This window comes from Providencia sp. wls1916 (genome assembly GCF_009706585.1).
GTDB lineage: Bacteria > Pseudomonadota > Gammaproteobacteria > Enterobacterales > Enterobacteriaceae > Providencia > Providencia lanzhouensis.
In genome coordinates, this window is sequence record NZ_WLUL01000009.1 from 607,898 (window position 1) to 631,798 (window position 23,901).

Here is a 23,901-nt window from a genome sequence, read left to right on the forward strand (position 1 = left end):
GCATGGTCACCCATCAGCGCTACCGTGATAAAGTCTCCAACATGATTGGTTGGGGGCATTGGTTTGCACTTTTTAATATACTACTTTGCCTTTTGCTAAGTAGCAGCTATCTGTTTATTTTTGACTGGCCAGATACCTTCGCTGGTCGCGCTTATGCCTTCGTCAGTTGGTTGGGTCATTTCAGTTTTGTGGTGTTCGCTACTTACTTGCTAATCATCTTTCCGCTGACCTTTATCGTTATGTCCCAACGATTGTTGAGGGTTATCTGTGTGGCGCTAGCCACCGCGGGACTTACCTTATTACTCTTTGATATTCGCGTCTTTAGCCAATTTGGTCTTCACCTTACCCCGCAGGTATGGGATTTAGTCATTAACCCTGCCAAGGGTGAAATGGCGCGCGAATGGCAATTGATGTTCATCAGCATCCCCATTATTTTTCTGGTTGAGATGCTATTTGCGACCTGGAGCTGGCAAAAACTACGCAGCTTAAGCCGACAAACATTTGGGCGCCCGCTGGCAGGTCTATTCATCGCAACATTTGTGATGTCACATTTAATGTATGCGTGGGCGGATGCCAATTTTTATCGCCCAATCACGATGCAACGCTATAATTACCCGCTGTCTCAACCAATGACAGCGCGTAAGCTACTTGATAAATATGGTCTACTCGACCTAACTGCACATCAAAATCGTGTATTCCAGCAAGGTAGCCCAACTGCACTGAAACTTCAGTATCCATTGAAGCCGCTTAGCTACCAAGACCAAGGTACGGGTTACAATTTACTGTTATTGGTTGTTGATGATTTAGGTAATGTTTCTCAGCAAAACCAAATGAACTCATTGAAAGAGTTCAAAAATATCAGCTCCCAATTTACCAATCACTATACTTCTGGGTTGCGCAATGACACCGCCCTATTTGGGCTGTTCTACGGTATCTCATCAAGTTATATTGATAACATTCTCAATGGTCGCCACCCTTCTGTACTGATTGAAGCTTTACAGCATCAAGGCTATCAGTTTGGTTTATTCTCCACTGATGGATTTAGCTCACCATTATTCCGACAAGCGATTTTGTCTGACTACTCCTTGCCGACAAAAGCAGCGGACAATGACAAACAAACTATTGCACAGTGGAATTTATGGCTAGATAACGTGAAACATGGCTCTCCTTGGTTCTCATTCTTAAATATCAAGGGAACGCCGGGAAGTAATCAAACGGATAACCAAATCAGTCAAGTCATTGAGACGTTGAAGAGCCAGAACAAGCTGAATAATACCATTGTGGTGATCACGGCAAACTACAACAGTAACGGTTCGCAAGATACTGACTGGGTGAATAAAAAACACTTTAACCGCGACAGTATGCAAGTTCCGTTATTTATCTACTGGCCTAATACTCCAGCGCAACAAATTGATAAGCTGACTAGTCATCAAGATGTAATGACCACCCTCATGCAGCGGGTATTACATGTTAATAATCCGCCTGATGATTACAGCCAAGGAGAAGATCTCTTCAGTGCGCAGCGCACTTATCCGTGGGTGATCACCGGCGATAAAAGCGATGTCGTCATTACCACCAACAGCGCTACCATGTATATGGATCATAACGGACAATTTAATATCTATGACCCACAAGGCAACGAGCAAACTGACGACAAACCAGACCTTGCTGAGCTACTGAAAATCTTTACTGAACTTAAACGCTTCAATGAAAATTAGCGCTTAAATTTCAATCAGTCATATGAATTTGCTCTTGATTTCGCCAATGTTTTGAGTAGTATATTTTTACCTAAAGCCTTGCTTTAAAGGCATACAATTCGTTAATCGGCACGTAGCGCAGCTTGGTAGCGCACGGTCATGGGGTGTCCGGGGTCGGAGGTTCAAATCCTCTCGTGCCGACCAAATTCTCACTCAAGCCAGCCTTTTCGGTTGGCTTTTTGTTATTCAATACTTCCCTTTCTTTAACCATTATCTGATAGCCAAATTGCATCGCTATCGGGATAATAGCCACTATTCTTTTAACCTTTTATTGAGTTATACAGCATGTCGCTATCCGTCACGGTTGCGTTATCACGCCAAGAATTTATCGCCTTTAGCCGCTACTGCCATAAAAACAACTACTTTTTACCCAAAAACCGCAGCTTGCTCACTTATACCCTGCTCTATTTGGCTTTCTTTGCCATCATGGGAGGGGTATTCACCTTACTCCAACATTTTGATATCGAGCTTAATCTAGGGCAATTTGTTGTCTCTGTTCTGATGGCGGTATTACTTTATGCCATCTTTGCAATACGTTTGTTTAAAACATTGAACAAAGCGATTCCTGATGCGGATAGCTCGACTTTCTGCACAAAAACATTCACGGCAGATGAGAATGGATTACACATTGAGAGTACCTATGGATTATGGCACTACAATTGGAATTCAATGGGTTTTATAAAACAAAATGGAGACACGCATTATCTATTTATTGATAGAACTAGCGCCTTTATTTTCCCAAAACGAGCGTTTGATTCACACGAAAACTATCTAAAGTTTGTGCAATACCTCACTCAACAAAATTATTTTTTAAATAATCCAGAATAAATCTTAGTAAACTAAATTAATTTAGCATAATCATCCGTTATGCTTTATTTTAAATTTTGCGAAGCATTTATATTCACTACACATTTTTTTACACTTTATTTTTAGCTTTAATTAACGATTTATATTAAAAATTAGAAATAACTCCACGAATAGTATTTCGTCTATATTATCACCTGTTACCACCCCCTTTGTGAGTAAAAATATTTATATATTCTGTTTTTCTTAAGAATAATCTCTATTTTCACTATTTAAATTTCCTGCCAATTATCTACTCACATTTATTGTGACTTTAAATTCACATTGATTTTAAATGATTTTTAATTAATTAAATAGGTTTGCATACGTAAAAATACGTTGTATCGCACTCAAGCATAAAATCAAATCCATTAGAAACCTTGATCTATCCATCTTAAAACTATATAAAATAGCAAACTGATTTAAGCTAAATTAAAGTTAAAGAATATATTTCATTTACCAATAATTCATATTTAAAGCGAGTAATACCACTAAAGGACTCCTAAAATGTCAGATAGCTTCCAAAATGAAGTACCGAAGGCTCGGGTTAATATCAAATTAGACTTGCACACGGGTGGTGCGCAGAAAAAAGTGGAATTACCACTTAAATTATTAGCTGTTGGTGATTACAGCAATGGACAAGATAATCGAGCATTATCTGAGCGCGAAAAAGTTAATATCAATAAAAATAACTTTAACAGTGTACTCACTGAATTTGCGCCGACCATTAACCTCACGGTGAAAAATACCCTTGCCGGTGATGGAAGTGAAGAAAGCATCAACCTCTCTTTCAAAAACATGAAAGATTTTGAGCCTGAGCAAGTTGCCCGCCAAATTCCTCAACTGCGCGCAATGTTAGCAATGCGCAATCTGCTGCGTGACCTGAAATCTAATCTCCTCGATAACGCAACGTTCCGCCGTGAACTGGAAAATATTCTTAAGGATCCAGAGCTCAGTGATGAACTTCGTGAAGAACTAGCACAGCTAGCGCCGAAGAAAGATTAATTTGGATTATTAAAGGATTATGCTGATGTCTGTAAAAACTGAATCAACTCAAGGCGCAACAACTGTGCTGGATGACACCTCAAACCAAGGTGTTTACGCTTCTTTGTTCGAAAAAATCAATTTAACGCCAGTCGCATCAATCAGTGATATTAACGCATTCCAAGACAATGCTGCCTTGGCAGACGCAACGGCTGATGAGCGAGTCACTGTCGCCGTTCAAGTCTTCCTAGATCGTTTAAAATCATCAGGTCAAAAAGTCAAGCGTTTAGACCGAAACCTACTCGACCATCATATCGCTGAACTTGATAAACAAATCAGCCAACAACTGGATGAAGTCATGCACCACCAAGACTTCCAACAAGTTGAATCCACTTGGCGTGGCCTGAAATTCCTCGTTGACCGCACTGATTTCCGTCAAAACGTTAAAATTGAGCTGTTAGATATCGCTAAAGACGATTTACGTCAAGATTTCGAAGATAGCCCTGAGATCATTCAAAGTGGTCTTTATCACCATACCTACATTGCTGAATATGACACCCCAGGTGGCGAACCTATCGCAGCCATGATTTCCAACTATGAATTTGACCGTAGCCCGCAAGATATCGCCTTACTGCGTAGTATCTCCAAAGTCTCAGCATCCGCACATATGCCATTTATTGGTTCTGTGGGACCAAAATTCTTCGGCAAAGAGACGATGGAAGAAGTCGCAGCAATCAAAGATATTGGCAACTATTTTGACCGCGCCGAGTACATCAAGTGGAAATCATTCCGTGACTCTGATGATGCTCGATATATCGGCTTAACGATGCCTCGCGTGCTAGGTCGTCTACCATACGGACCAGATACCGTGCCTGTTCGTAGCTTCAACTACGTTGAAGAAGTTAAAGGTCCTGATCACGAGAAATACCTGTGGACCAACGCCACCTTTGCTTTTGCTGCCAACATGGTAAAAAGTTTTATCAACAACGGTTGGTGCGTACAAATTCGTGGACCTCAAGCCGGCGGTGCCGTTAAAGATCTCCCAATCCACCTGTTTGATTTAGGTACGGGTAGCCAGGTAAAAATTCCATCCGAAGTGATGATCCCTGAGACCCGTGAATTTGAGTTCGCCAATCTTGGATTTATCCCGCTGTCTTACTACAAAAACCGTGATTACTCCTGCTTCTTCTCGGCTAACTCGGCGCAAAAACCGGCGTTATACGATACCGCTGATGCCACCGCGAACAGCCGTATCAACGCCCGCTTACCGTACATTTTCTTACTGTCTCGTATCGCCCATTACTTGAAGCTTATTCAACGCGAAAACATTGGTACCACCAAAGACAGACGCTTACTTGAATTAGAACTCAACAACTGGGTTCGTGGCTTAGTCACTGAAATGACCGATCCAGGTGATGATTTACAAGCTTCTCACCCACTACGTGATGCAAAAGTGGTTGTAGAGGATATTGAAGATAACCCGGGCTTCTTCCGTGTGAAACTGTACGCGGTTCCACACTTCCAAGTCGAAGGTATGGATGTTGATTTATCGCTAGTTTCTCAAATGCCTAAAGCTAAAGCCTAACGGTTATTAAAGGTCATTCAGGATGAAAATCTACCATCCCCTATGGACAGACGGGGCCTTTTTGGCCCCTCAGCAATTTCAACAGCAAGCCCGTTGGGACGGTCATGTTGCTGAAGTCGTCGCACAAATGGGTATCGCCTCCACGTGGGGCGTCATTAATACCGAGTTTGATGTCAGTGCATTAACGCTCTCTCGCGTAAGCGCCCAAAAAATCGTGGTGCGCTTTCACGACGGCACACTGATTGACACTACCTTAGCGGATGCCCTTCCTCCGGTATTGTCCCTCAATGATTATGCAGATCGCCAGTCATTGGATATCGTTCTGGCGTTGCCTTTAATGTTAGCCAATGGCGGAAACTTAGTTCCCGAAACAGGAACCGATCGCCCACGTCGATTTAGCCAAGAATGGGTTAAAGTCCAAGACTTATTAGGGCATGAACAAACAGATATTGCCGTGCTACGTCACGTGGCAACACTGCGTTTTGCTCATGATGAGAATGAAGCCTATATGACCTGCCCTGTTGCACGCCTTATTCGCAACGCTCAAGGGATGTGGGAATTTGATAGCCACTTCATTCCTCCCTTACTTTCCTGCCAGGGAAGTGCTGAATTACGAACATTACTTTCTGAGTTTATGCACCGTTTAGTGGCTAAGCGCCGTCGTTTAATGGCACTACGTCGTGAAAGTAATGAAAAAATGGCCGACTTTGTGGTCGCTGATGTTTCACTGTTTTGGTTACTGAATTCACTCAATAGTGCCGAACCAGTCCTCAATGAGCTCAGCACCGCATTACATCGTCATCCTGAATTACTCTATCGAGAGCTAGCTCGTTTAGCCGGCAGCTTATTAACTTTTTCTTTAGAAAGTAAGCTGGAAGACATCCCGCTATACAAACATGAGCAGCCAGAGCTCGTTTTCCCACCTCTTTTTGCCTTGTTAAATACACTGCTTGAAGCCAGTTTGCCTTCTCGCGTGATTAGCATTGAATTGGCGAAAGAAGGTCCATTTTGGAAAGGTCAACTCCATGACGGTCGATTACGTGAAGAAGCCGATTTTTACTTATCGGTTCGCTCATCATTGCCTGCTCACTTATTGATCGCCCAATTTCCACTCCTTTGCAAAGCGGGCAGTAGTGATGATGTGGCTGATGTCGTTAATGTGGCCCTCAATGGTATTCCATTGAAACCGCTCAGCCATGTCCCAACGGCAGTTCCTCTTCGCCTAGAAAATCAATACTTTGCGCTAGATATTGAAACACCTGCGGGTCAAGCCATGCTCTCTTCTGGGCAATGTGCATTCTATGTTCCAAGCACGTTAGGTGACATTCAATTAGAGCTGTTTGCGGTACTTCGCTCATGAACAATACAACATCACACCATACTATCGACATGATCTTCGCCCAAACTTGGCTGATGGTTTGTCAGTTACATCAAGGCACCGCCATCACTCAAGGGGATAGTTTTTATCGTCGCGTTTGCCAACTCATTGATGAAACACGTCAAAAACTGCTCGAACATGGCTACCCTGAATCCGCCATTGAGCATATGCAATACGCACAATGTGCCCTGATTGATGAATCTGTGATGAATCGCCAGCACCAAGATGATGGCTACAACACATGGATCCAGTCTCCTTTGCAAGCACGTTACTTCAATACATTAGAAGCGGGAGACAAACTTTGGGATCGTCTACGCAGCATTTTAAACGAAACCGCCCCGAATCCTGACGTTTTGCTCTGTTTTCATCGCGTGCTTACCCTCGGGTTTGTCGGTAAGTTTCGCCAAAAAGAGGCGCCAGAACGTGAACGTATCGTCGCTCAACTCAATGTTCAGCTTCCAGATTATCTGATCACGTCAGAATTACCTCTCGTCGTAAAACCTAAATTACGGTTTAGCCGTCGCAGACTTTACTGGTTTGGTTGGATAGGCGGCATCCTCATACTCGCCGCCATGTGGTGGGGGTTCAGTGCTTCGTTAGAACATTTACTACAACAGTGGATGACACAAGGATAGGCATGCAAAATCCAATCAAACAGTGTCTGACGCTTTTTGCTACGGGGCTTTTCTTGTGGCTACTCTGGGGATTTTGGTCTCTAGGGCAAAGTGTCACCATTTTTGTTTCCGTCTTCGTCTTAGTACTGACGGGGGGAATGTTGTTTTGGCAATATAAACAACGACGCCAAGTGCTATCCACTGAACATGAATATACGGGTGCATTTCCTACTGATAATTATCAGGGGCCTGTCATTTTAGTCTGTGGTCAATCTCAAGCACTATTCCTTGATGACCAATTACACAGAGAAACAAATCAAGGTTGGTATATTCGCGTATCCGCGCCCACTGAGCTCGTTAAACTGATTGCCGCATTGGTGGAATATGCCCCTTCACTATCTGGGCACTTATCCTTGCTTTACGTTGTATTACCCGAGCAACTGACCCAACAAGAAACCCTGACACAAGCGCTACTCAACTGGCGTCGAGCTATTGGGGAAGGTCGTCAAAAAATCGGTGCTAAATTGCCATTTTGGGTAACGGTATACCTTTCTAAACCTCATCATGCTGATACCGCTATGCATGTTGATGATGAACATACACCTTGGATGACGTTACTCAGCCACCAAACTGAATTTCAGGTGGAGCAAGAAGGTGCGATGTCAGTCCCTTACTCCGTGTGGCTACCTGCGCATTTCGGACAGTCAGAACAAAGCCTGCAATTTTCTCTATGGCTAGATACCTTACAAAGCTGGCTAAACCAAGTTTTAGTTCCTCAATTTACCCTACCTCAAGCTGGAGCACCGAAGCAAATCCCTTCCGCATGGGCCATTCAGTGGATTAATATCACTAGCCAGCCGAACAATTTATGGCAGCAATTCATCCAAGAAAAAACCACATTGCCATTGCTTTCCTCAGCGCAAAAAACGGATTTACTCCCTTTGCCGGATGTCATGCTACGCCGCTTACATCATGATATTAACCTAAGCAGAACAGAAAAAAGCCTCGGTGCAATTGGCGTCATTTTTGGGGTTTTCTTCATGGGTGCTTTAGTCGGTAGCTACCACCATAACCAGCAACTCATTCGCCATATTGGTGAAGATATTGCTCGTTTCTCTCAGCTTTCAGAAGTTCCACTCGCACCCAAATTGACCGCTTATCAGCAGCTACAAGATGATGCTGCTGAAATTGCACGCTGGGAGCGTGAAGGGATCCCAAGCGCTTACTCTTTAGCGTTATATCAAGGTAATCGAATATTGCCTTACTTACATACTCTGCTAGGGAGTTGGGCGCCTTCTCAACCTGAAATCACTCCTGAAGCGCCAGCTGCACCACCTCAAATCGTCACTTTGGACAGCTTGTCCTTATTCGATGTTGGACAATACACACTCAAAACGGGCGCGACCAAAGTGTTAGTTGATGCGCTACTCAATATCAAAGCCAAACCCGGCTGGTTAATTATGGTTTCTGGCTATACCGATAACACCGGGAATCCAGAGCAAAACCAAAAACTGTCTTTAAAACGCGCAGAGTCTGTCCGTGATTGGATGATCCAAACCAGCGATATCTCGCCAACCTGCTTTGCTGTGCAGGGATACGGACAAAATAACCCCGTTGCCGACAACAACACCGCTGACGGACGAGCTCGCAATCGCCGCGTAGAAATTCGCCTGATACCGCAAGCTGAAGCTTGTCAGATATTAGGCGTCAACACCGTACCATCGATGGATGGTGGTACACATTCCACACGAAAGGAGAAGTAGTTATGGCTATTCCAGTTTATTTATGGCTGAAAGATGATGGCGGTGCTGAAATTAAAGGTTCTGTCGACGTACAAGACCGTGAAGGCAGCATCGAAGTGGTTGCTCAAGACCATAACCTGTACATCCCAACGGATAACAATACCGGTAAATTAACAGGTACTCGTATCCATACGCCATTCATTTTCGTTAAAGAAATTGATGCTTCAAGCCCTTACCTTTACAAGGCTGTGACCACGGGTCAAACCTTGAAAGAAGCGGAATTCAAATGGTATCGCATTGATGACGCAGGACAAGAAGTCGAATATTTCAACACCAAACTTGAAAACGTCAAAGTCGTGAAAGTCGCTCCCAAAATGCACGACATCAAAGATCCAGGTAAAGAGAAGCACAACCATCTCGAAGAGATTGAGCTGCGCTATGAAAAAATCACTTGGACATACAAAGACGGCAACATCATCCATTCCGATTCTTGGAATGAGCGTGCTACCGCTTAATTAAGACAAGCAGGCGTTTCGGCGTCTGCTTTTTTCTTGCGCCCCTTGCGCAACATCACTCACACACAACACATTTTGCCATTAAACAAGCAATACGCGCTTTCAACCGCGCATTCCCATCGCGAATATCACCTTATGAACCTCGGTTAACGGTTAGGGGCGGTAGCGTGCCTAAACACATTGATATCCACCAGATTATCTAGGGAGAGAACATGGAAAATTCTTCAGTTATGTTATTGCGTCGCCTAAACCCTTTCTGTGCAAATGCACTAGAGGCAGCAGCTTCCTTGTGCCAAACACGCGCCCATGCTGAGGTTACCATCGAACATTGGTTACTCAAGCTGCTTGAGCTAGGAGAAAGTGATATCACTGTGTTAGCGCGCCGTTATGAGTGGGATATTTCTGAACTTTGGCAAAGCCTGCTAACAGAAATCGACAGCCTACCCCGCTCTATCCATAGCCGCCCCTCCCTCTCGAAATCACTCCTAAACTTAATTCAAAACGCATGGGTGATAGCCTCATTGGATGAAGATATCGAGCACATTCGCAGCGTCCATATTCTTGCAGCGATGGTGAAGCAACCCTCTTTAGTTCCGAACGACGCCCTTTGGCCATTAATGACCTTAAGCATCACACAATTACAACGCTTAAGACCGATGCTGGATGCGCAATCCGATGAGCGCCCTGAAGTTCAGCAACTTGCGGCGCATAATCAATCTTTGCCGGCAGAAGCGCCACTTGAAACGCAATCAACAAATGAAGCTCCTGCACCGAATGTCATCGGAAACACACTGAATGAAGCCTTACTGGCCGTGCTGAATAAATTTACGGTGGATGTGACCGAAAAAGCACGCGAAGGCGCAATTGACCCAGTCTTTGGACGTGATGACGAAATCCGTCAAATGGTGGATATTCTTTCTCGCCGTCGCAAAAACAACCCCATTCTCGTGGGCGAACCGGGTGTTGGAAAAACCGCGTTAGTGGAAGGCTTAGCCCTACGTATCGTTGAAGGTAATGTTCCTGTCAGTCTGCAAACCACATCATTACGTACATTAGATTTAGGTCTACTGCAAGCGGGGGCTGGCGTCAAAGGCGAATTTGAACAGCGCTTAAAAAACGTGATTGAAGCCGTACAACAATCTCCTACTCCGATTTTACTGTTTATCGATGAAGCCCATACCATCATTGGCGCAGGCAACCAAGCTGGTGGCGCTGATGCCGCTAACTTACTCAAACCCGCCCTTGCCCGTGGTGAATTACGCACGATTGCCGCCACCACTTGGTCTGAATATAAACAATATTTCGAGCGTGACGCCGCTTTAGAACGCCGTTTCCAAGTCGTCAAAGTCGATGAACCTGATGATGAAAAAGCCTGTTTAATGCTGCGGGGGCTAAAACCGCGCTACGCCAAATATCATGGTGTTCACATTACCGATGATGCGGTCAAAGCCGCTGTTACCTTATCCCGCCGTTACTTAACCGGTCGCCAACTCCCCGATAAAGCCGTGGATTTACTCGATACCGCCAGCGCCCGTATCCGCATGAGCCTCGATACACTCCCTGAAGAATTGACGCGTTTAAAGGCCAAGCGCAATGCATTAGAACTTGAACAGCAAGCGATCCTTGATGATTTGGCGATTGGCAACACCACCAACCAATCCCTACTGAGCGAATTAGTCACTCAAGATGCCCAAATAGCGATACAGCTGGCTGAGTTAGAACAGCGTTTTGAGCAAGAAAAAAACCTTATCAGCGAGCTCTTAGAACAGCGCCGTCAATCCCAAGATGTCAGCGATATCCAATCACAGTTAGAACTCGTTCAACAAAATGAGCCGCTGATCACCCCCGATGTGGATGTTAGAACTGTGGCCACAGTCATCGCCGACTGGACAGGCGTACCATTATCCAGCCTCTTAAAAGACGAACAAACCGAACTGCTGGAGTTAGAAGACTCGCTAAGCAAACGTGTTGTGGGTCAAGAAAGCCCATTACTGGGGCTTGGACAAAGACTGCGTGCTGCTCGCACGGGTCTCGCCTCAGAAAATGGTCCTCAAGGGGTATTTTTATTAGTGGGTCCAAGCGGAATCGGTAAAACTGAAACCGCCTTAGCCTTGGCTGATGTCCTATTTGGTGGCGAAAAATCCTTAATTACCATCAACATGTCAGAGTATCAAGAAGCCCACACTGTCAGCCAATTAAAAGGCTCGCCTCCAGGTTATGTGGGTTATGGTCAAGGCGGGATTTTAACGGAAGCCGTTCGCAAGCGCCCTTACAGCGTCGTGTTACTCGATGAAGTGGAAAAAGCCCACCGCGATGTGCTCAACCTGTTTTATCAAGTTTTCGACCGTGGATTTATGCGCGATGGCGAAGGCCGTGAAATTGATTTTCGTAATACCGTGATCTTAATGACAGCCAACTTGGGCAGTGATTTGTTGATGCAGCAACTCGAAGAGTTCCCTGAATCTACCGACGGCGAGCTGCAAGAACTGCTGCGTCCAACTTTGCGCGAACACTTCCAACCTGCCTTACTCGCACGCTTCCAAACCTTAATTTATCGCCCATTAGGCCCAGCCGCTCTGCGCCAAATTGTTGAAATGAAACTGGGCAGCGTCATTAAGCGTCTTTACACCCACTACAAGCTTGAAGGCATTATCGAAGAAGCGCTGTATGACACGCTCGTGAGCGCCTGCTTATTACCCGACACCGGCGCCCGCAATATAGACAGCCTACTGAATCAGCAGATTTTACCAGTACTGAGTCGGCAATTACTCATGCGCCAAGCTAACCACCAGCAAGCGCAAAGCCTGACTTTGGGGTATAGCGAAGAAGACGGGATCACCCTGAGTTTCAGTGATATTGAGGAGATAAATCCATGAGCCTACTCGATACAGCCAAAAACCTCCTTCAAGGTCAAAACCGCTATCGCCTAGAAGTGCAAGGCTGCTCAGATTTACTGGACGTTGAACATTTTACCGGGCGTGAAGCCGCTAGCGATACTTATCGCTATCAAATTACGTTTACCTGTTCCGCCCAAGATCTTTCTGCTCAGCAATTATTGCGCCGCAATGCCAGCCTGACCTTTTCCGCGCCGATAAATAACTTAATGGGACTCTCCACTCAGCCGAGCATTGCCAAGCGCGTTCATGGCGTAGTGACGGATTTCCGTCGTCTCTCTGGCTCTGCGGATGAAGCTCGCTACCAGCTAGTTATTGAGCCTTTTTTTGCGCTACTCCGCCATCAAATTCGCAGCCACCGTTTCTTTATCAACCAATCCATCCCTGATGTGGTTGAACAGATCCTGCGCGAACATAATTTCAAAGGCTGGGAATTCGAATTTCATCTCGAAAAAGAGTACCCAAAACGCGAACAAATCAACCAAATTAACGAAAGTGACCGCCAATTTATCGAGCGTTTACTCAGTGAAGTGGGTATTTTTTACCGCTTTGGTTTACAAGATGATACCCAAACCGAAGTGCTCCACTTTACGGACAGTCAACGCGGTTATGTGTATGACAAAATGCTGCCATTAAATAGCCCATCTGGGCTGAGCGATAACCATGTTGACAGTGTTTGGGGATTATCTTTGCGCCATCAAGTGGTTGAAAGTACTGTTTTTGCCAAAGACTATAACCACCGACTGGCGGAAGATACGTTGATTTCCGCCGTCGCGGACATGACTCGCGGTGATGGCGAAAAAATCAACTACGGCGATGTTTACCACTATAAAGGTCGCCACCTGACCCGTGGGGATAAAATTCGCCCTGAAACCGAAACCGCTAACTTCTGGGCAAGACTCGACCACGAACGCTTTTTAGCTCGCCAGACTTTACTACGCGGAGAAAGTAGCGCAGCAGGTCTGACGCCATTATTAGTATTAAGCATTCAAGATAACCCGCTCAGTTCAACGTTACCCAGCGTATTCAAATCACCCGTTTTAATTACTCGCCTACGTTTTACTGCCAGCCGAGATAAAGCGCTGACTGTTCGCTTTGACGCCGTGCCTTACACGGAATCACTGTGCTGGCGCCCTGCTCTAAAACCACGCCCGGTCATTGCTGGAACCTTAATGGCGCGCATCACCAGCGCAAAAGACCACGACATTTATGCCCACCAAAATGAACATGGCTTTTATTGGGTAAAATTCGACGCAGATCGCGATGATAAAACCAAGGGCTATGAAAGTATGCCCGTGCGTTTGGCGAAACCTTACGCCGGAGATACTTATGGGATGCATTTCCCACTGATTCAAGGGACTGAGGTCGCTATCGCCTTCCATGAGGGTGATCCAGACCGCCCTTACATCGCCCACGCACTACATGATTCCCGCCACCCCGACCACGTGACGGATAAAAATAACACCCGTAATGTGATCCGCACGCCTGCGAATAACAAACTGCGCATGGAAGATAAACGCGGGCAAGAGCATATTAAGCTCAGCACCGAGTATGGCGGAAAAACCCAGTTAAACTTGGGGCATTTGGTCAACGCCGAGCGCGAACAACGCGGTGATGGTTTTGAGTTACGTACAGATAGCTGGGGCGCAATTCGCGCGGGTAAAGGGCTGTTTATTACCACCGATAAGCAGGATAAGGCCGGTGGGGATGTGTTGGCGATGGAAGAGGCTGTTGCCCAGTTAAAACAAGCCCAGCAGCTGACTGAATCTCTTAAAGAAGCAGCAAAGATCGCAAAAGCTGAGCTGGCTGATTTACAAACTCAAAAAATTCTGCTCTCTGACACTCTTCACGAACTTAAACAATCTGCGTTGCTTGTTTCTTCTCCAGAAGGTATCGCACATACCTCACCTAAAAGTATTCAACTTTCATCGGGTGAAAACATTATTGCAACCGCACAGAAAAGTGCCGATTTTAGTATTGCAAAAAAATTCACAGTTGCGGCAGGTGAAATTATTAGCTTGTTCGCTCAAAAATTAGGCATAAAAATCTTTGCTAACCAAGGTAAAATTTCCATAGAAGCTCAGCACGACGAAATGTCATTAGATGCATTAAAAGATTTAAGCATCAGCAGTCATGATGGCAAAGTCATTATCAAGGCTAAAAAAGAAATCATTTTAACTAGTGGTGGAGGTTATATCCGTATTGCGGATGGTTCTGTTGAATGTGCCGCACCCGATAAAATCATCGAGCGTGGGGCTGTCTGGCAAAAATTTGGTGGGCAAAGTATTAATACTGCAATGCAATCTTGGGAAAGCTCTGAGTTTGCAGTTAAGCCTCAGTTTGTGAGTTATGACAAAGAAGCACAAATTGATTTATCACATCCTGTTGGCATTATTGCTGACGGTACTAAAAGTTCTAGCACTAGTGACACATTAGGAAACGTATCTGAGCAAAAAGGATTAGGTCTCGATAAATTGAACATTGAATTTAACGACAAGAAATAGTTTGTCAGCAATGGATGCAGCGATTCCATTTTAAGGAGATTATATGGCCGATAAATCAGATCATGCAGCAAAAATTGGCGAGTGCCAGCACACTTCATATCATTTACCTCAATGGGATGAAAATGGGAAATGCAGTTGGGTTGATATCCAACGTCAACATAAACCCCTCAATGCTGAAGCGAAATGTATCGTACCGCCAACAAAAGTAATACCTATTATTTTTATCCCTGGGGTCATGGGAACAAATCTTAAAAGTAGTGTTGGTGAAGATTCTTGGAAAGCGGAATCGATTAAGGGGGCTGATACTCTTTGGTTTGTTCCTAAAGACGGTCATGAACGTAGAAAAACTTTAAACCCAGACACTACTACTGTTGAAAACAGGAAAACAAGTATTAGCTCTCGAGTTCATTCTCTCTTCCCTGATAATGGAAATCTACTCCCTACTAGACAGGAGCGGCATTGGGGTGAAGCGTTATATTTAAGTTATGGAAAATTTTTAGAATTTTTTCAATATGCTTTGTTGGATGATTGGCAGACTGATGTTTATCGTATGTATTCTGACGCTAAACTAAAACAATTCAAACGTTCAGGTGTATTAGCTAACTTAGTTAACCGAAAATTAGGGGATACTCATGACTCTCCGCTAACCGATCCTGAGCTAACGCACTTTAAACGCTTCCTCTTTTCTGTTCATGTTTTTGGCTATAATTGGCTGAAGGATAATGTTATATCCGCTGAAGAACTGACTAAATATATTGATGATGTTTTAGATATCTACAAAAATAAGCATGGGTATGGTTTAGCAGTAGAAAAAGTCATTTTAGTCACGCATTCTATGGGGGGATTAGTCGCTCGTTACGCAATGAGCCCCCCTGAAGGGGTTGAATTTAAAGGTTGTCAAGATAAGGTTTTAGGCGTTGTTCACGGGGTTATCCCTGATTTGGGGTCTCCTGCAGCTTATCGCCGAATGAAAACCGGAGCGGGTAAAGAAGATATTCCAGGGCAAGTTCTAGGAGGAAACGCAGAAAAATTAATGCCTGTTTTAGCTAGAGCACCAGCTCCATTACAATTACTGCCGTATCCGTCATACCCATCAGGATGGTTAAAAATTGATGGTGAGAGTGCATATCCTAAAGTAGACCCTTTTGACGAAATTTACTTACGTAATGATGTGTGGTGGAAATTGTATCAATCTGACATTATTGATTCCGATAATGCGAAGGTCACGAGTAATTGGGATGAATATGATAAATTAATGGAAGGTTCGGTTAGACCTTTTATGGAGCATCAGGAAAAAGGCTTTTATCACCCTAACACTTACGTATTTTATGGTAATGAAAAAGAATCCGATAATTATCTATCATGGAGTCGAGTTTCATATAAACGAGAAATACAACTGAGTGAGGATGCATTGCGACGTTTACCGGCCGTTAAAAATGTTCGATTTGAAAAACAATCAGATGGTAAAATGTATGTTATTCCTACAGGAGATGTTCCGCATTATTATTACAAAATAGATGACGATAATGTTTATGAGTTAGTTTCGTCGTTAGGCAAAGGTGATAGCACCGTTCCCATTGAGTCACTCAATAAAATAAAAATACATACATCAATTAAAAGTGTCTTGGCGACAAATGTTGATCATCAAAATGCTTATGCATTAGATGATACGGCTTATTCTGAATTTAGTGATGCCATTAAATTTACATTAAGATCAATAATTAAAATTGTACAAGAGGTTGATGCCAGTGCAGCTGACTAAATTACAAGCATCGTTCATGATAATTTTGTTTATGCTCATAATTTCATTTTTATGGCTCATTCGTGAAGTTGCTCCAGCTCCGTTAAGTGACAAGGAAAAGATTGTGATAGAAACTCTGTTTGATAAAACGAAACCTCAATGTATTGGTCGTTATGTTATTGATGTTCCTGCATCATTTAATAATAAATTGCAGGATAAGATATTTATTGATGATTTTAAAATTGAGAGCAAATTTATTTATCCCCCTGCATTTCGGCAACGAATTGAGTTACGAGAAAAGGAGTTAATAGAAAGAAAAACGAGTAAAGAAAATACACCTGTACTGAAGGAGGTTATACAATTGCCAGATGGAAAAGGCGTTATTTTCGATGCGAATCAGTCTGGATCTAATGATGCTTATAGAACATTAGAAGCTCATGTGTATGTTAATCATATCGCGTTTATAATTACTACTGACATCCGAGATCTTTCTGATAAAAAATATGAAAAAAGAAAAGCTAGCTTTTTAGCTAGAGGTGGAACAGAATTTCAATCAAACCAAAAACCAGCTAAATTAGCTGCTATGCAATCTTTGATCTCACGATTAAGTGGGCGGTTAGATCATGTCGTTCCCACAGAGAAAGGGGTTTGCATTCCTAATGGTTTTATTTTAGATGATAATAGTAAACAACAAGAAGATATTTATTTTTTATATGAAAATAGTGATTTTAGTTTAGCCATAAACATGGATCATCATGAGACGCCGCAAGATGAAATATTATTAAATAAATCTTTTGAAATAAAAAAAGCAATGGCGTTAAATAATATGCACACGTTTAAAAAAGGTGAAATAAAACCTAATGGAGTCCCTGCTCAAGAATGGCTAATGTATGGGAGACAAAAAGTTTATAACGAAGAAAATAACGAAGAGTCAGGATTTTCTCATTATTCTTTTCTTTTGAAGGTAAATCAAGGTACATCCTCTTTCGCTAAACCATTTTTAAGTATAACTTTATTTAACAATGATAAAGAAACAACATACAGTGATGCCGAAATGGTCGAAATTTGGGATCGAATTGCCAGCTCACTACGTTATAAACCCAACGCCTTTTAATTTAAAAACTATAATTAACCAATTGAATTTCAGGTAAAAATACCATTAATTACTCATATTAAATCATCATCTATCATCGCCTATTTCACTTTTATACATTATTATTTAGTAATAATGTATGTGGTGTGTTACTGGCCTAAAAACACCATGATTCTATTAAATAACGTTTTACCGTTAGATAGTAAAATAATAGGAACTAATGTCTGTGCGAATAATTAAGAATCACTATTGGGGTATAATCATACTTGTTGTGCTTATGATACTTGTTGGACTCATTCTTTTTACAGAAAAACAAGCAAACACCAAACTGAACGATAAAGAAAAAATCGTGGTAGACGCATTATTTGAAAAAACTAAACCTCAATGTATTGGGCGTTATATCATCGATGTTCCAATTAACTGGGAAAACGGTTCTCATGATAGTCTGTTTATTGATGATTTTCATATTGAAAGTAAATTTATTTATCCTCCAGCCTTTAAACAACGTATTGAACTCCGAGAAAAAGAATTAAGAGAATGGAAGCAAAGCACAGAAAATTCACCTGCACTTAAAGAAGTTATCCAATTGCCAAATAGTAAAGGTGTTATTTTTGATCGAAATGAGCCTGGGGCAGATGATGCTTATCGAGTATTAGAAGCTCATGTCTATGTTGACCATATCGCATTTATTATTACTACTGAAATCCGAGATTTTTCGGATAAAAAATATGAAAAAAGAAAAGCCAGTTTTTTAGCTAGAGGTGGGACAGAAGTTCAATCAAACCAAAAGCCAACTCGTTTAGCGGCTATGTATTCATTAATTTCTCGATTAAGTGGGCGATTAGATCATGAAATCCCGACCGATAAAGGTATTTGTATCCCGAATGGGTTCATTTTGGATGATGATAATAATAAGCACCAGCAAAAAATCGCTATGGTCTATAAAAATGATGAATTGTTATTGTTCTTGGAATCTGACAATCGTTATTTTGGGTCTAATGATACGTTACTAAATAGAGAAAAAGAGATAAATGAGGCGATGAAGCAACAAGGGTTACACACAATAAAAAAAAGAGATTTATCAATTAGTAATATTCCAGCACAAGAATGGTTAATGACAGGGAATCAGGAAATTTACTCTAAGGAAGAGAATAAAAGAATATCCAATTTACCATATTATGATTTTTGGTTTTTTGCCAATGAGGCAACATCAACTGAAATAATACCACTACTACATATTGGTATGAATAATCGAAATAAATTCACTTCATACAGTGATGCACAAATGGTCGAAATATGGGATCGAATTGTCGGCTCTCTGCGTTATAAGCCCAATGCATTTTAATCTATACAAAAGGGATAATAAATATCTAAACACTTAGCCCTATTTCTGATACGAATCCGAAAGGGAACGATAAAATAACGGTTAAAAAATACTGTGTATTTTGGTGGTTCAGATAAAAATGGTCTTCCATTATCAATGACTGAACTTTCGCATAAAGATAATAACGTTATTTCCAAAAAGTAGGTTCAAAATGAAAGGTTTTGTCTGTCTAGGTGACAAAAATACCCATGGGGGATATGTACTGTCCGCCTCATCAAGTTTATTTATTAATGGTAAACAAGTTGCACTCATCGGAGATCTTGTTTCCTGCCCTAAGCACGGTAATAACTCCATTATAGAAGGGTCTGATTCAACTTTTGATAATGGAACTGCCGTTGTGGTTGATCAGTGCCTATGTTCATGTAGATGTCGAGTAATCAGTTCTGAGCCTACTACTTGTATAGAATAGATAAGGATATCAAACTAATGCATTGGAAAATCCCCTCTATCCCTGATAAAACACCAAGAAAGAATCCCAGCTATAAAATTTTAATTGCCTTTTTCATAGGGATAGTTACCGCAATTTATGCTTATGGAGTAACATTACCTACCGAACAAAAAATGCGTTTATTTATTATCACATTACCTGTGACGGCTCTTTTATTTCTGGCATGTTTTAGTTTTTTATATATACGCTATCAGCATTCCGTAATCACCTGTAATAACTGGGAAAAAGAAAAGAAAATCACCGAAATGGAATGGCAGCATTGGTGCCAATCCTCAATTACATCTCTTGGTTATGTTAACTATACACCAGATAAAGATGGCGCTGGCGTATTTTTAAAAGATGACGAATCTATCCCAATGTTCCCAGATAAGCCACGGCAGTTATTCAACAAACAAAAAACTGATGAAGACCTTTTTTCAAAAATTGATAAAAATCTTGAAAAGCAGTGTCCAAACTACAGAGTGTATCTATCAAATATTTATATCTTCGATAATGAAAATCGCGTTGATAACAACCTACTAATTTACAATCAATGGCATCTTAAACCGACTGAGTTATCATCATATCAAACTATTTTCTCCGCTTATGACACTAAACATGAAGATACATTTTTGATTATTACTATCCAATCAGAACCAAAATTTAGTCAATTCGTTTCAGCTCAATTATTTTCAACTAATAATCAATTAATTAATCCAAGTCATTCTCGTATAAGTATAGAAAGGATTATGGAGATTGATATGCAAGATATTGACAATGAAATAATCAAGTTTATCAACTATAGCGGAATATCAAGAAAGCATAGATTTCAGACCTGGGTAACAGAGTCCAAGCAAGATATAATTGATAGTATTCTAATCAATTATAGTGATAAAAAAATCGAATTTGATAAACATCGCCCTATTTACTCTCTAGCATTATCTTATTCAGTTCCCCATCCTAATGCATTTTTAAGCTATCTCTCGTTAGTGAGTGAAATAGCAAAAAAATCAGGTACAGATCAGGTTCTCATCCATTCTAATACTAATGGCTCTAGCTATGCCGTTTACATTCGCAGGTTTTAATATGATAAATAGAACATCTATCAGTTTACCTAGAGGGAAATTGTTTTTTATTCTTTTCCTCGTTGTTATTCTCTCATTGATAACTATGTTTTTTGTTTATCAATATAAACCTTTTGATACAAATCCATTCCTGATAGGAATATCTGTACTTAGTGTAATTGCTTTATTTCTTATTTCTTTTTATCCCATAAAAAATAAGTTAACACAAAAAAAACAACAAAAAGAATTCAAACCTCAAAATACCCCAATCGATTTGAATGCACCAACTAAAGAAATAAGCTTATTGCATAATCAAATTATTCAAGCACTACGCAACCAATACGGCACTTTCTGGCATTCCAAAGTCTCCATTCAGCTCCTCCTTGGCTCCCACTCCGCCGTCGAAAAACTCGCTCCTAGCCTGACGCAAGAAATCTGGCAAGAGTGTGATGGAACCCTACTTATCTACGGTGGCGATATCGGGAGTTCCATCGATTCAGAGCGACTAGAAACCCTCAAACACCTACGCCGACGTCGTCCGCTCGATGGCGTGATTTGGGTGACTGAAAACAGCATTTCATCTCAGCTTTTAGACAACAACGTCACTTTCACTAACCTCAATACCGCAACAGCCCATAACGCAGGGCGCGCTATCCAGAACCTCTTCCAAGAATTAGGTTGGCGTGCGCCTGTTTGGGTATGGAGTGTCAGTGACCAACAATCCCTCAGCGCGGTTGAAACGCCCTCGATCCTCTGCATGACAGAACAAAACATGCCAGCCGAGGCGCTATCCCCTAGCTTATTAAGCCTGATCCCCGCGCTCGTTATCAACGGAACTCAAGCGTTACTGCGAGAACAAAAACACACCTATCTGCTTGCTTTAGCTCAATTTTTACAAAACGGTGGCAGTCAGCAGCTTGCAACCACATTAGCCCCACTCAATACCCAATTACGTACGCTGCCTTTTTCCGGCATTGCATTTAGCCCTTGTATCAATCCGTTAAATCAGCAACGTTTACCCAATAGTTGGCACCCTGATACCCGCTGGAAAAGCTGGTTGAATGTGCAATCTGAACTAGCATCCGGTTTACAGCCTGCCTCTTTAGGCTTTGACAAAAAACGTCTCGTTCAATATGGCGCAGCCACCGCCATGACTTTGTGGGGCGCGGGCATGATCGTCTCTTACTTCGCCAATCGCCAGCTTATTGAAGAGAGCTACCAAAGCGCGAGTGTCGCCGCTAACAGCCAATTACCGGAAACTGAACGCCTCAAAGCCCAATACGATTTTCAGCAAACCCTAGGCTTACTCAATCATCGCGAACAAACTTCTGTGCCTTTCTGGCTCCATTTTGGGCTAAACAGTAATCAACCACTATTAGCCCATTTATGGCCACTGTATCAACAAACGGTATTACCGCCTTTGCGTGATACCATCGCTCAACAATTGTCTCAACAATTACAGGCGTATGCTCAGCTATCCCCTAACAGTGATGACCGTCGCCAAGCCACCCAAGGGGCGTATCAAAGCCTAAAAACCTACTTAATGATGAGTACCCCAGAGCGCATGGATCCGGCGTTTTTTACTGATAGCGTGCTCTCGACTCTCCCCGTCCCGCAAGGAATGAACGAAGGCGAATGGCAAACCCTCGGTAAAGAATTACTTATGTTCTATGCCCAACAGCTACCGAAACACCCCGAATGGCAATTGACTGCCAACAATAACCTGATTAATCAAAGCCGTACTTTACTTATTCGTCAAATTGGTCAACGCAGCGAAAGTGCCACGCTGTATCAAGAAGTATTATTACAAGCGCAGCATCAGTTCCCGGATATGACATTAGATGATATGACCGGTGATACCGATGCCAGCTTTTTATTCACCACCGATGAGTTTGTTTCGGGCATTTTTACCCGCAAAGCGTGGGAAGAATCTATTCAACCCGCCATCAAAAAAGTGGTTGAATCCCGCCGTAATGAAATTGACTGGGTATTAAGTGATAGCCAACATGAACTTAGCCAAGATATTTCGCCTGATGCACTTAAGCAGCAGCTTACTGAACGCTATTTTGCTGACTTTTCTGATAGCTGGTTAAACTTCCTCAATAGCCTGCAATGGCGCCATACTGAAAGCTTGTCTGATACTATCGACCAGTTATCCTTGATGAGCGATGTGCGCCAGTCACCTGTCATTGCGTTAATGAATACCGTGGCTTATCAAGGGAAAACCGGACGCCAGCAAGAAAAGCTCGCCGATTCCTTTATGAACTCCGCGAAAGACCTGCTCAATAAAGAACAGAAACCGGTCATTAGTCAGAAAGCCGACTTTACGGGTCCGCTTGAAGATACCTTTGCCCCTATTCTGAATTTTGTGGACCCGCAAGCCACCGCGCAAACAAGCGATAACCTCAGCCTACAAGCCTATCTCACCCGCATAACCCGCGTGCGATTAAAACTTCAGCAAGTGGTTAATGCACCGGATCCGCAAGCGATGTCTCAATCCTTCGCGCAAAGTATTCTAGAAGGTAAAAATGTCGATTTCGCCGAAGCGCGGGATATGGGTAGTTTGATTGCCGCCAGCTTTGGGCAAGAGTGGCAAAGCTTTGGGGATGCGCTGTTAGTGGAGCCGATGACCCAAGCGTGGCAGCAATTACTCACACCAACCGCCCAAGGCATTAATAGCGAATGGCAAAATGCCATTGTCAGTGAATGGAACAACGCTTTCGGCGGACGCTATCCTCTAAAAAATACCCAAAGCGATATCTCCTTACCGTTGATGGCGCAATATCTGCGCCCCGATAATGGTCGGATCCAACGCTTCTTAGAAACTCGCCTACAAGGAGTTTTACGCAAAGAAGGCAACCATTGGGTCCCCAATAGCACCAATGCCCAAGGCTTACGCTTTAATCCTGCTTTTTTAACCGCGCTAAATACCCTGACAGAGTTAGGTGATGTGGCTTTCGCGAACGGGGAAGCGCGTCTCTATTTTGAAATGCGTCCAGGCACCAGTAAAAATGTGATGCAAACCATATTGGTGATCGATAAACAAAATCTTACCTACGATAACCAATTCCCTGAATGGCAACGTTTTGTTTGGCCTGCCGATACCGTCGCGTCCGGCGCATCTTTAACCTGGATGACCACGTCATCGGGTACCCGACTCTATGGCGATCATCGTGGTGTTTGGGGTTTGATCCGTTTACTCGAAACGGCCAACGTCGCGCCTTATGCGGGCAGCACTAGCAGCTATACCGTCTCGTGGGTAACACCCGATGGCATCTCTCTAAATTACCAACTACGCACCGAAATGGGTCAAGGCCCGCTGGCGCTATTAAAACTGCGTAATTTCGTTTTACCTGAAAAAATCTTTTTGGATTAG

Annotated in this window: 16 protein-coding genes and 1 tRNA gene; all 17 read left to right on the forward strand. The window is 42.7% G+C overall.

What is annotated here, in order from left to right; all coding sequences use genetic code 11:
* The first annotated feature begins 2 nt into the window (after positions 1-2).
* Complete coding sequence (gene yejM / locus GKR61_RS06100) at positions 3-1,718, forward strand: LPS biosynthesis-modulating metalloenzyme YejM (RefSeq protein WP_154599449.1); 1,716 nt, start codon at positions 3-5, stop codon at positions 1,716-1,718.
* A gap of 106 nt (positions 1,719-1,824) precedes the next feature.
* Positions 1,825-1,901, forward strand: a tRNA-Pro gene (locus GKR61_RS06105).
* Between the two features lie 141 nt (positions 1,902-2,042).
* Entirely contained in the window at positions 2,043-2,585 is a 543-nt protein-coding gene (locus GKR61_RS06110; protein ID WP_154639639.1) for a YcxB family protein, read from the forward strand.
* Positions 2,586-3,107: 522 nt separating this feature from the next.
* A complete protein-coding gene (gene tssB / locus GKR61_RS06115; RefSeq protein WP_036952987.1) occupies positions 3,108-3,605 on the forward strand; it encodes a type VI secretion system contractile sheath small subunit in 498 nt (165 codons plus the stop codon).
* Positions 3,606-3,624: 19 nt separating this feature from the next.
* Entirely contained in the window at positions 3,625-5,169 is a 1,545-nt protein-coding gene (tssC, locus tag GKR61_RS06120) for a type VI secretion system contractile sheath large subunit (RefSeq protein WP_154639640.1), read from the forward strand.
* 22 nt (positions 5,170-5,191) lie between these two features.
* Positions 5,192-6,529, forward strand: a complete 1,338-nt coding sequence (gene tssK / locus GKR61_RS06125) for a type VI secretion system baseplate subunit TssK (RefSeq protein WP_154639641.1) — start codon at positions 5,192-5,194, stop codon at positions 6,527-6,529.
* Positions 6,526-7,182: a type VI secretion system protein TssL, short form gene (tssL, locus tag GKR61_RS06130; RefSeq protein ID WP_154599447.1), complete on the forward strand. Its 657-nt coding sequence runs from the start codon at positions 6,526-6,528 to the stop codon at positions 7,180-7,182. The genes tssK and tssL overlap by 4 nt, the downstream gene beginning before the upstream one ends.
* Positions 7,183-7,184: 2 nt before the next feature.
* Positions 7,185-8,924: an OmpA family protein gene (locus GKR61_RS06135; RefSeq protein WP_154599446.1), complete on the forward strand. Its 1,740-nt coding sequence runs from the start codon at positions 7,185-7,187 to the stop codon at positions 8,922-8,924.
* Positions 8,925-8,926: 2 nt separating this feature from the next.
* Entirely contained in the window at positions 8,927-9,418 is a 492-nt protein-coding gene (locus tag GKR61_RS06140; RefSeq protein WP_006660409.1) for an Hcp family type VI secretion system effector, read from the forward strand.
* A gap of 212 nt (positions 9,419-9,630) precedes the next feature.
* Positions 9,631-12,294 carry a type VI secretion system ATPase TssH gene (gene tssH, locus GKR61_RS06145; protein WP_154599445.1) on the forward strand — a complete coding sequence of 888 codons (2,664 nt, stop codon included), beginning with the start codon at positions 9,631-9,633 and terminating at the stop codon, positions 12,292-12,294.
* Positions 12,291-14,816: a type VI secretion system Vgr family protein gene (locus GKR61_RS06150; protein ID WP_154599444.1), complete on the forward strand. Its 2,526-nt coding sequence runs from the start codon at positions 12,291-12,293 to the stop codon at positions 14,814-14,816. The genes tssH and GKR61_RS06150 overlap by 4 nt, the downstream gene beginning before the upstream one ends.
* A gap of 43 nt (positions 14,817-14,859) precedes the next feature.
* On the forward strand, positions 14,860-16,578 hold the full coding sequence (locus GKR61_RS06155; RefSeq protein ID WP_154639642.1) for a lipase family alpha/beta hydrolase: 1,719 nt from the start codon (positions 14,860-14,862) through the stop codon (positions 16,576-16,578).
* Positions 16,559-17,671, forward strand: a complete 1,113-nt coding sequence (locus GKR61_RS06160; protein ID WP_154599443.1) for a T6SS immunity protein Tli4 family protein — start codon at positions 16,559-16,561, stop codon at positions 17,669-17,671. The genes GKR61_RS06155 and GKR61_RS06160 overlap by 20 nt, the downstream gene beginning before the upstream one ends.
* A 199-nt stretch (positions 17,672-17,870) precedes the next feature.
* Positions 17,871-18,995, forward strand: a complete 1,125-nt coding sequence (locus tag GKR61_RS06165) for a T6SS immunity protein Tli4 family protein (protein ID WP_154639643.1) — start codon at positions 17,871-17,873, stop codon at positions 18,993-18,995.
* A 190-nt stretch (positions 18,996-19,185) separates the two neighbouring features.
* Positions 19,186-19,443, forward strand: a complete 258-nt coding sequence (locus GKR61_RS06170) for a PAAR domain-containing protein (protein ID WP_154599441.1) — start codon at positions 19,186-19,188, stop codon at positions 19,441-19,443.
* A 17-nt stretch (positions 19,444-19,460) separates the two neighbouring features.
* On the forward strand, positions 19,461-20,546 hold the full coding sequence (locus GKR61_RS06175; protein ID WP_154599440.1) for a hypothetical protein: 1,086 nt from the start codon (positions 19,461-19,463) through the stop codon (positions 20,544-20,546).
* 1 nt (position 20,547) lies between these two features.
* On the forward strand, positions 20,548-23,901 hold the full coding sequence (locus GKR61_RS06180; protein WP_154599439.1) for an ImcF-related family protein: 3,354 nt from the start codon (positions 20,548-20,550) through the stop codon (positions 23,899-23,901).

Bases quoted from the DNA above. Each gene is read 5' to 3' on its own strand.
- GKR61_RS06180 (WP_154599439.1), top strand. From the start codon at position 20,548: ATGATAAATAGAACATCTATCAGTTTACCTAGAGGGAAATTGTTTTTT.
- tssK (WP_154639641.1), top strand. From the start codon at position 5,192: ATGAAAATCTACCATCCCCTATGGACAGACGGGGCCTTTTTGGCCCCT.
- GKR61_RS06110 (WP_154639639.1), top strand. From the start codon at position 2,043: ATGTCGCTATCCGTCACGGTTGCGTTATCACGCCAAGAATTTATCGCC.
- GKR61_RS06155 (WP_154639642.1), top strand. From the start codon at position 14,860: ATGGCCGATAAATCAGATCATGCAGCAAAAATTGGCGAGTGCCAGCAC.
- tssB (WP_036952987.1), top strand. From the start codon at position 3,108: ATGTCAGATAGCTTCCAAAATGAAGTACCGAAGGCTCGGGTTAATATC.
- GKR61_RS06175 (WP_154599440.1), top strand. From the start codon at position 19,461: ATGCATTGGAAAATCCCCTCTATCCCTGATAAAACACCAAGAAAGAAT.
- GKR61_RS06170 (WP_154599441.1), top strand. From the start codon at position 19,186: ATGAAAGGTTTTGTCTGTCTAGGTGACAAAAATACCCATGGGGGATAT.
- GKR61_RS06150 (WP_154599444.1), top strand. From the start codon at position 12,291: ATGAGCCTACTCGATACAGCCAAAAACCTCCTTCAAGGTCAAAACCGC.
- GKR61_RS06160 (WP_154599443.1), top strand. From the start codon at position 16,559: ATGCCAGTGCAGCTGACTAAATTACAAGCATCGTTCATGATAATTTTG.
- tssC (WP_154639640.1), top strand. From the start codon at position 3,625: ATGCTGATGTCTGTAAAAACTGAATCAACTCAAGGCGCAACAACTGTG.
- tssH (WP_154599445.1), top strand. From the start codon at position 9,631: ATGGAAAATTCTTCAGTTATGTTATTGCGTCGCCTAAACCCTTTCTGT.
- yejM (WP_154599449.1), top strand. From the start codon at position 3: ATGGTCACCCATCAGCGCTACCGTGATAAAGTCTCCAACATGATTGGT.
- GKR61_RS06165 (WP_154639643.1), top strand. From the start codon at position 17,871: ATGTCTGTGCGAATAATTAAGAATCACTATTGGGGTATAATCATACTT.
- tssL (WP_154599447.1), top strand. From the start codon at position 6,526: ATGAACAATACAACATCACACCATACTATCGACATGATCTTCGCCCAA.
- GKR61_RS06135 (WP_154599446.1), top strand. From the start codon at position 7,185: ATGCAAAATCCAATCAAACAGTGTCTGACGCTTTTTGCTACGGGGCTT.
- GKR61_RS06140 (WP_006660409.1), top strand. From the start codon at position 8,927: ATGGCTATTCCAGTTTATTTATGGCTGAAAGATGATGGCGGTGCTGAA.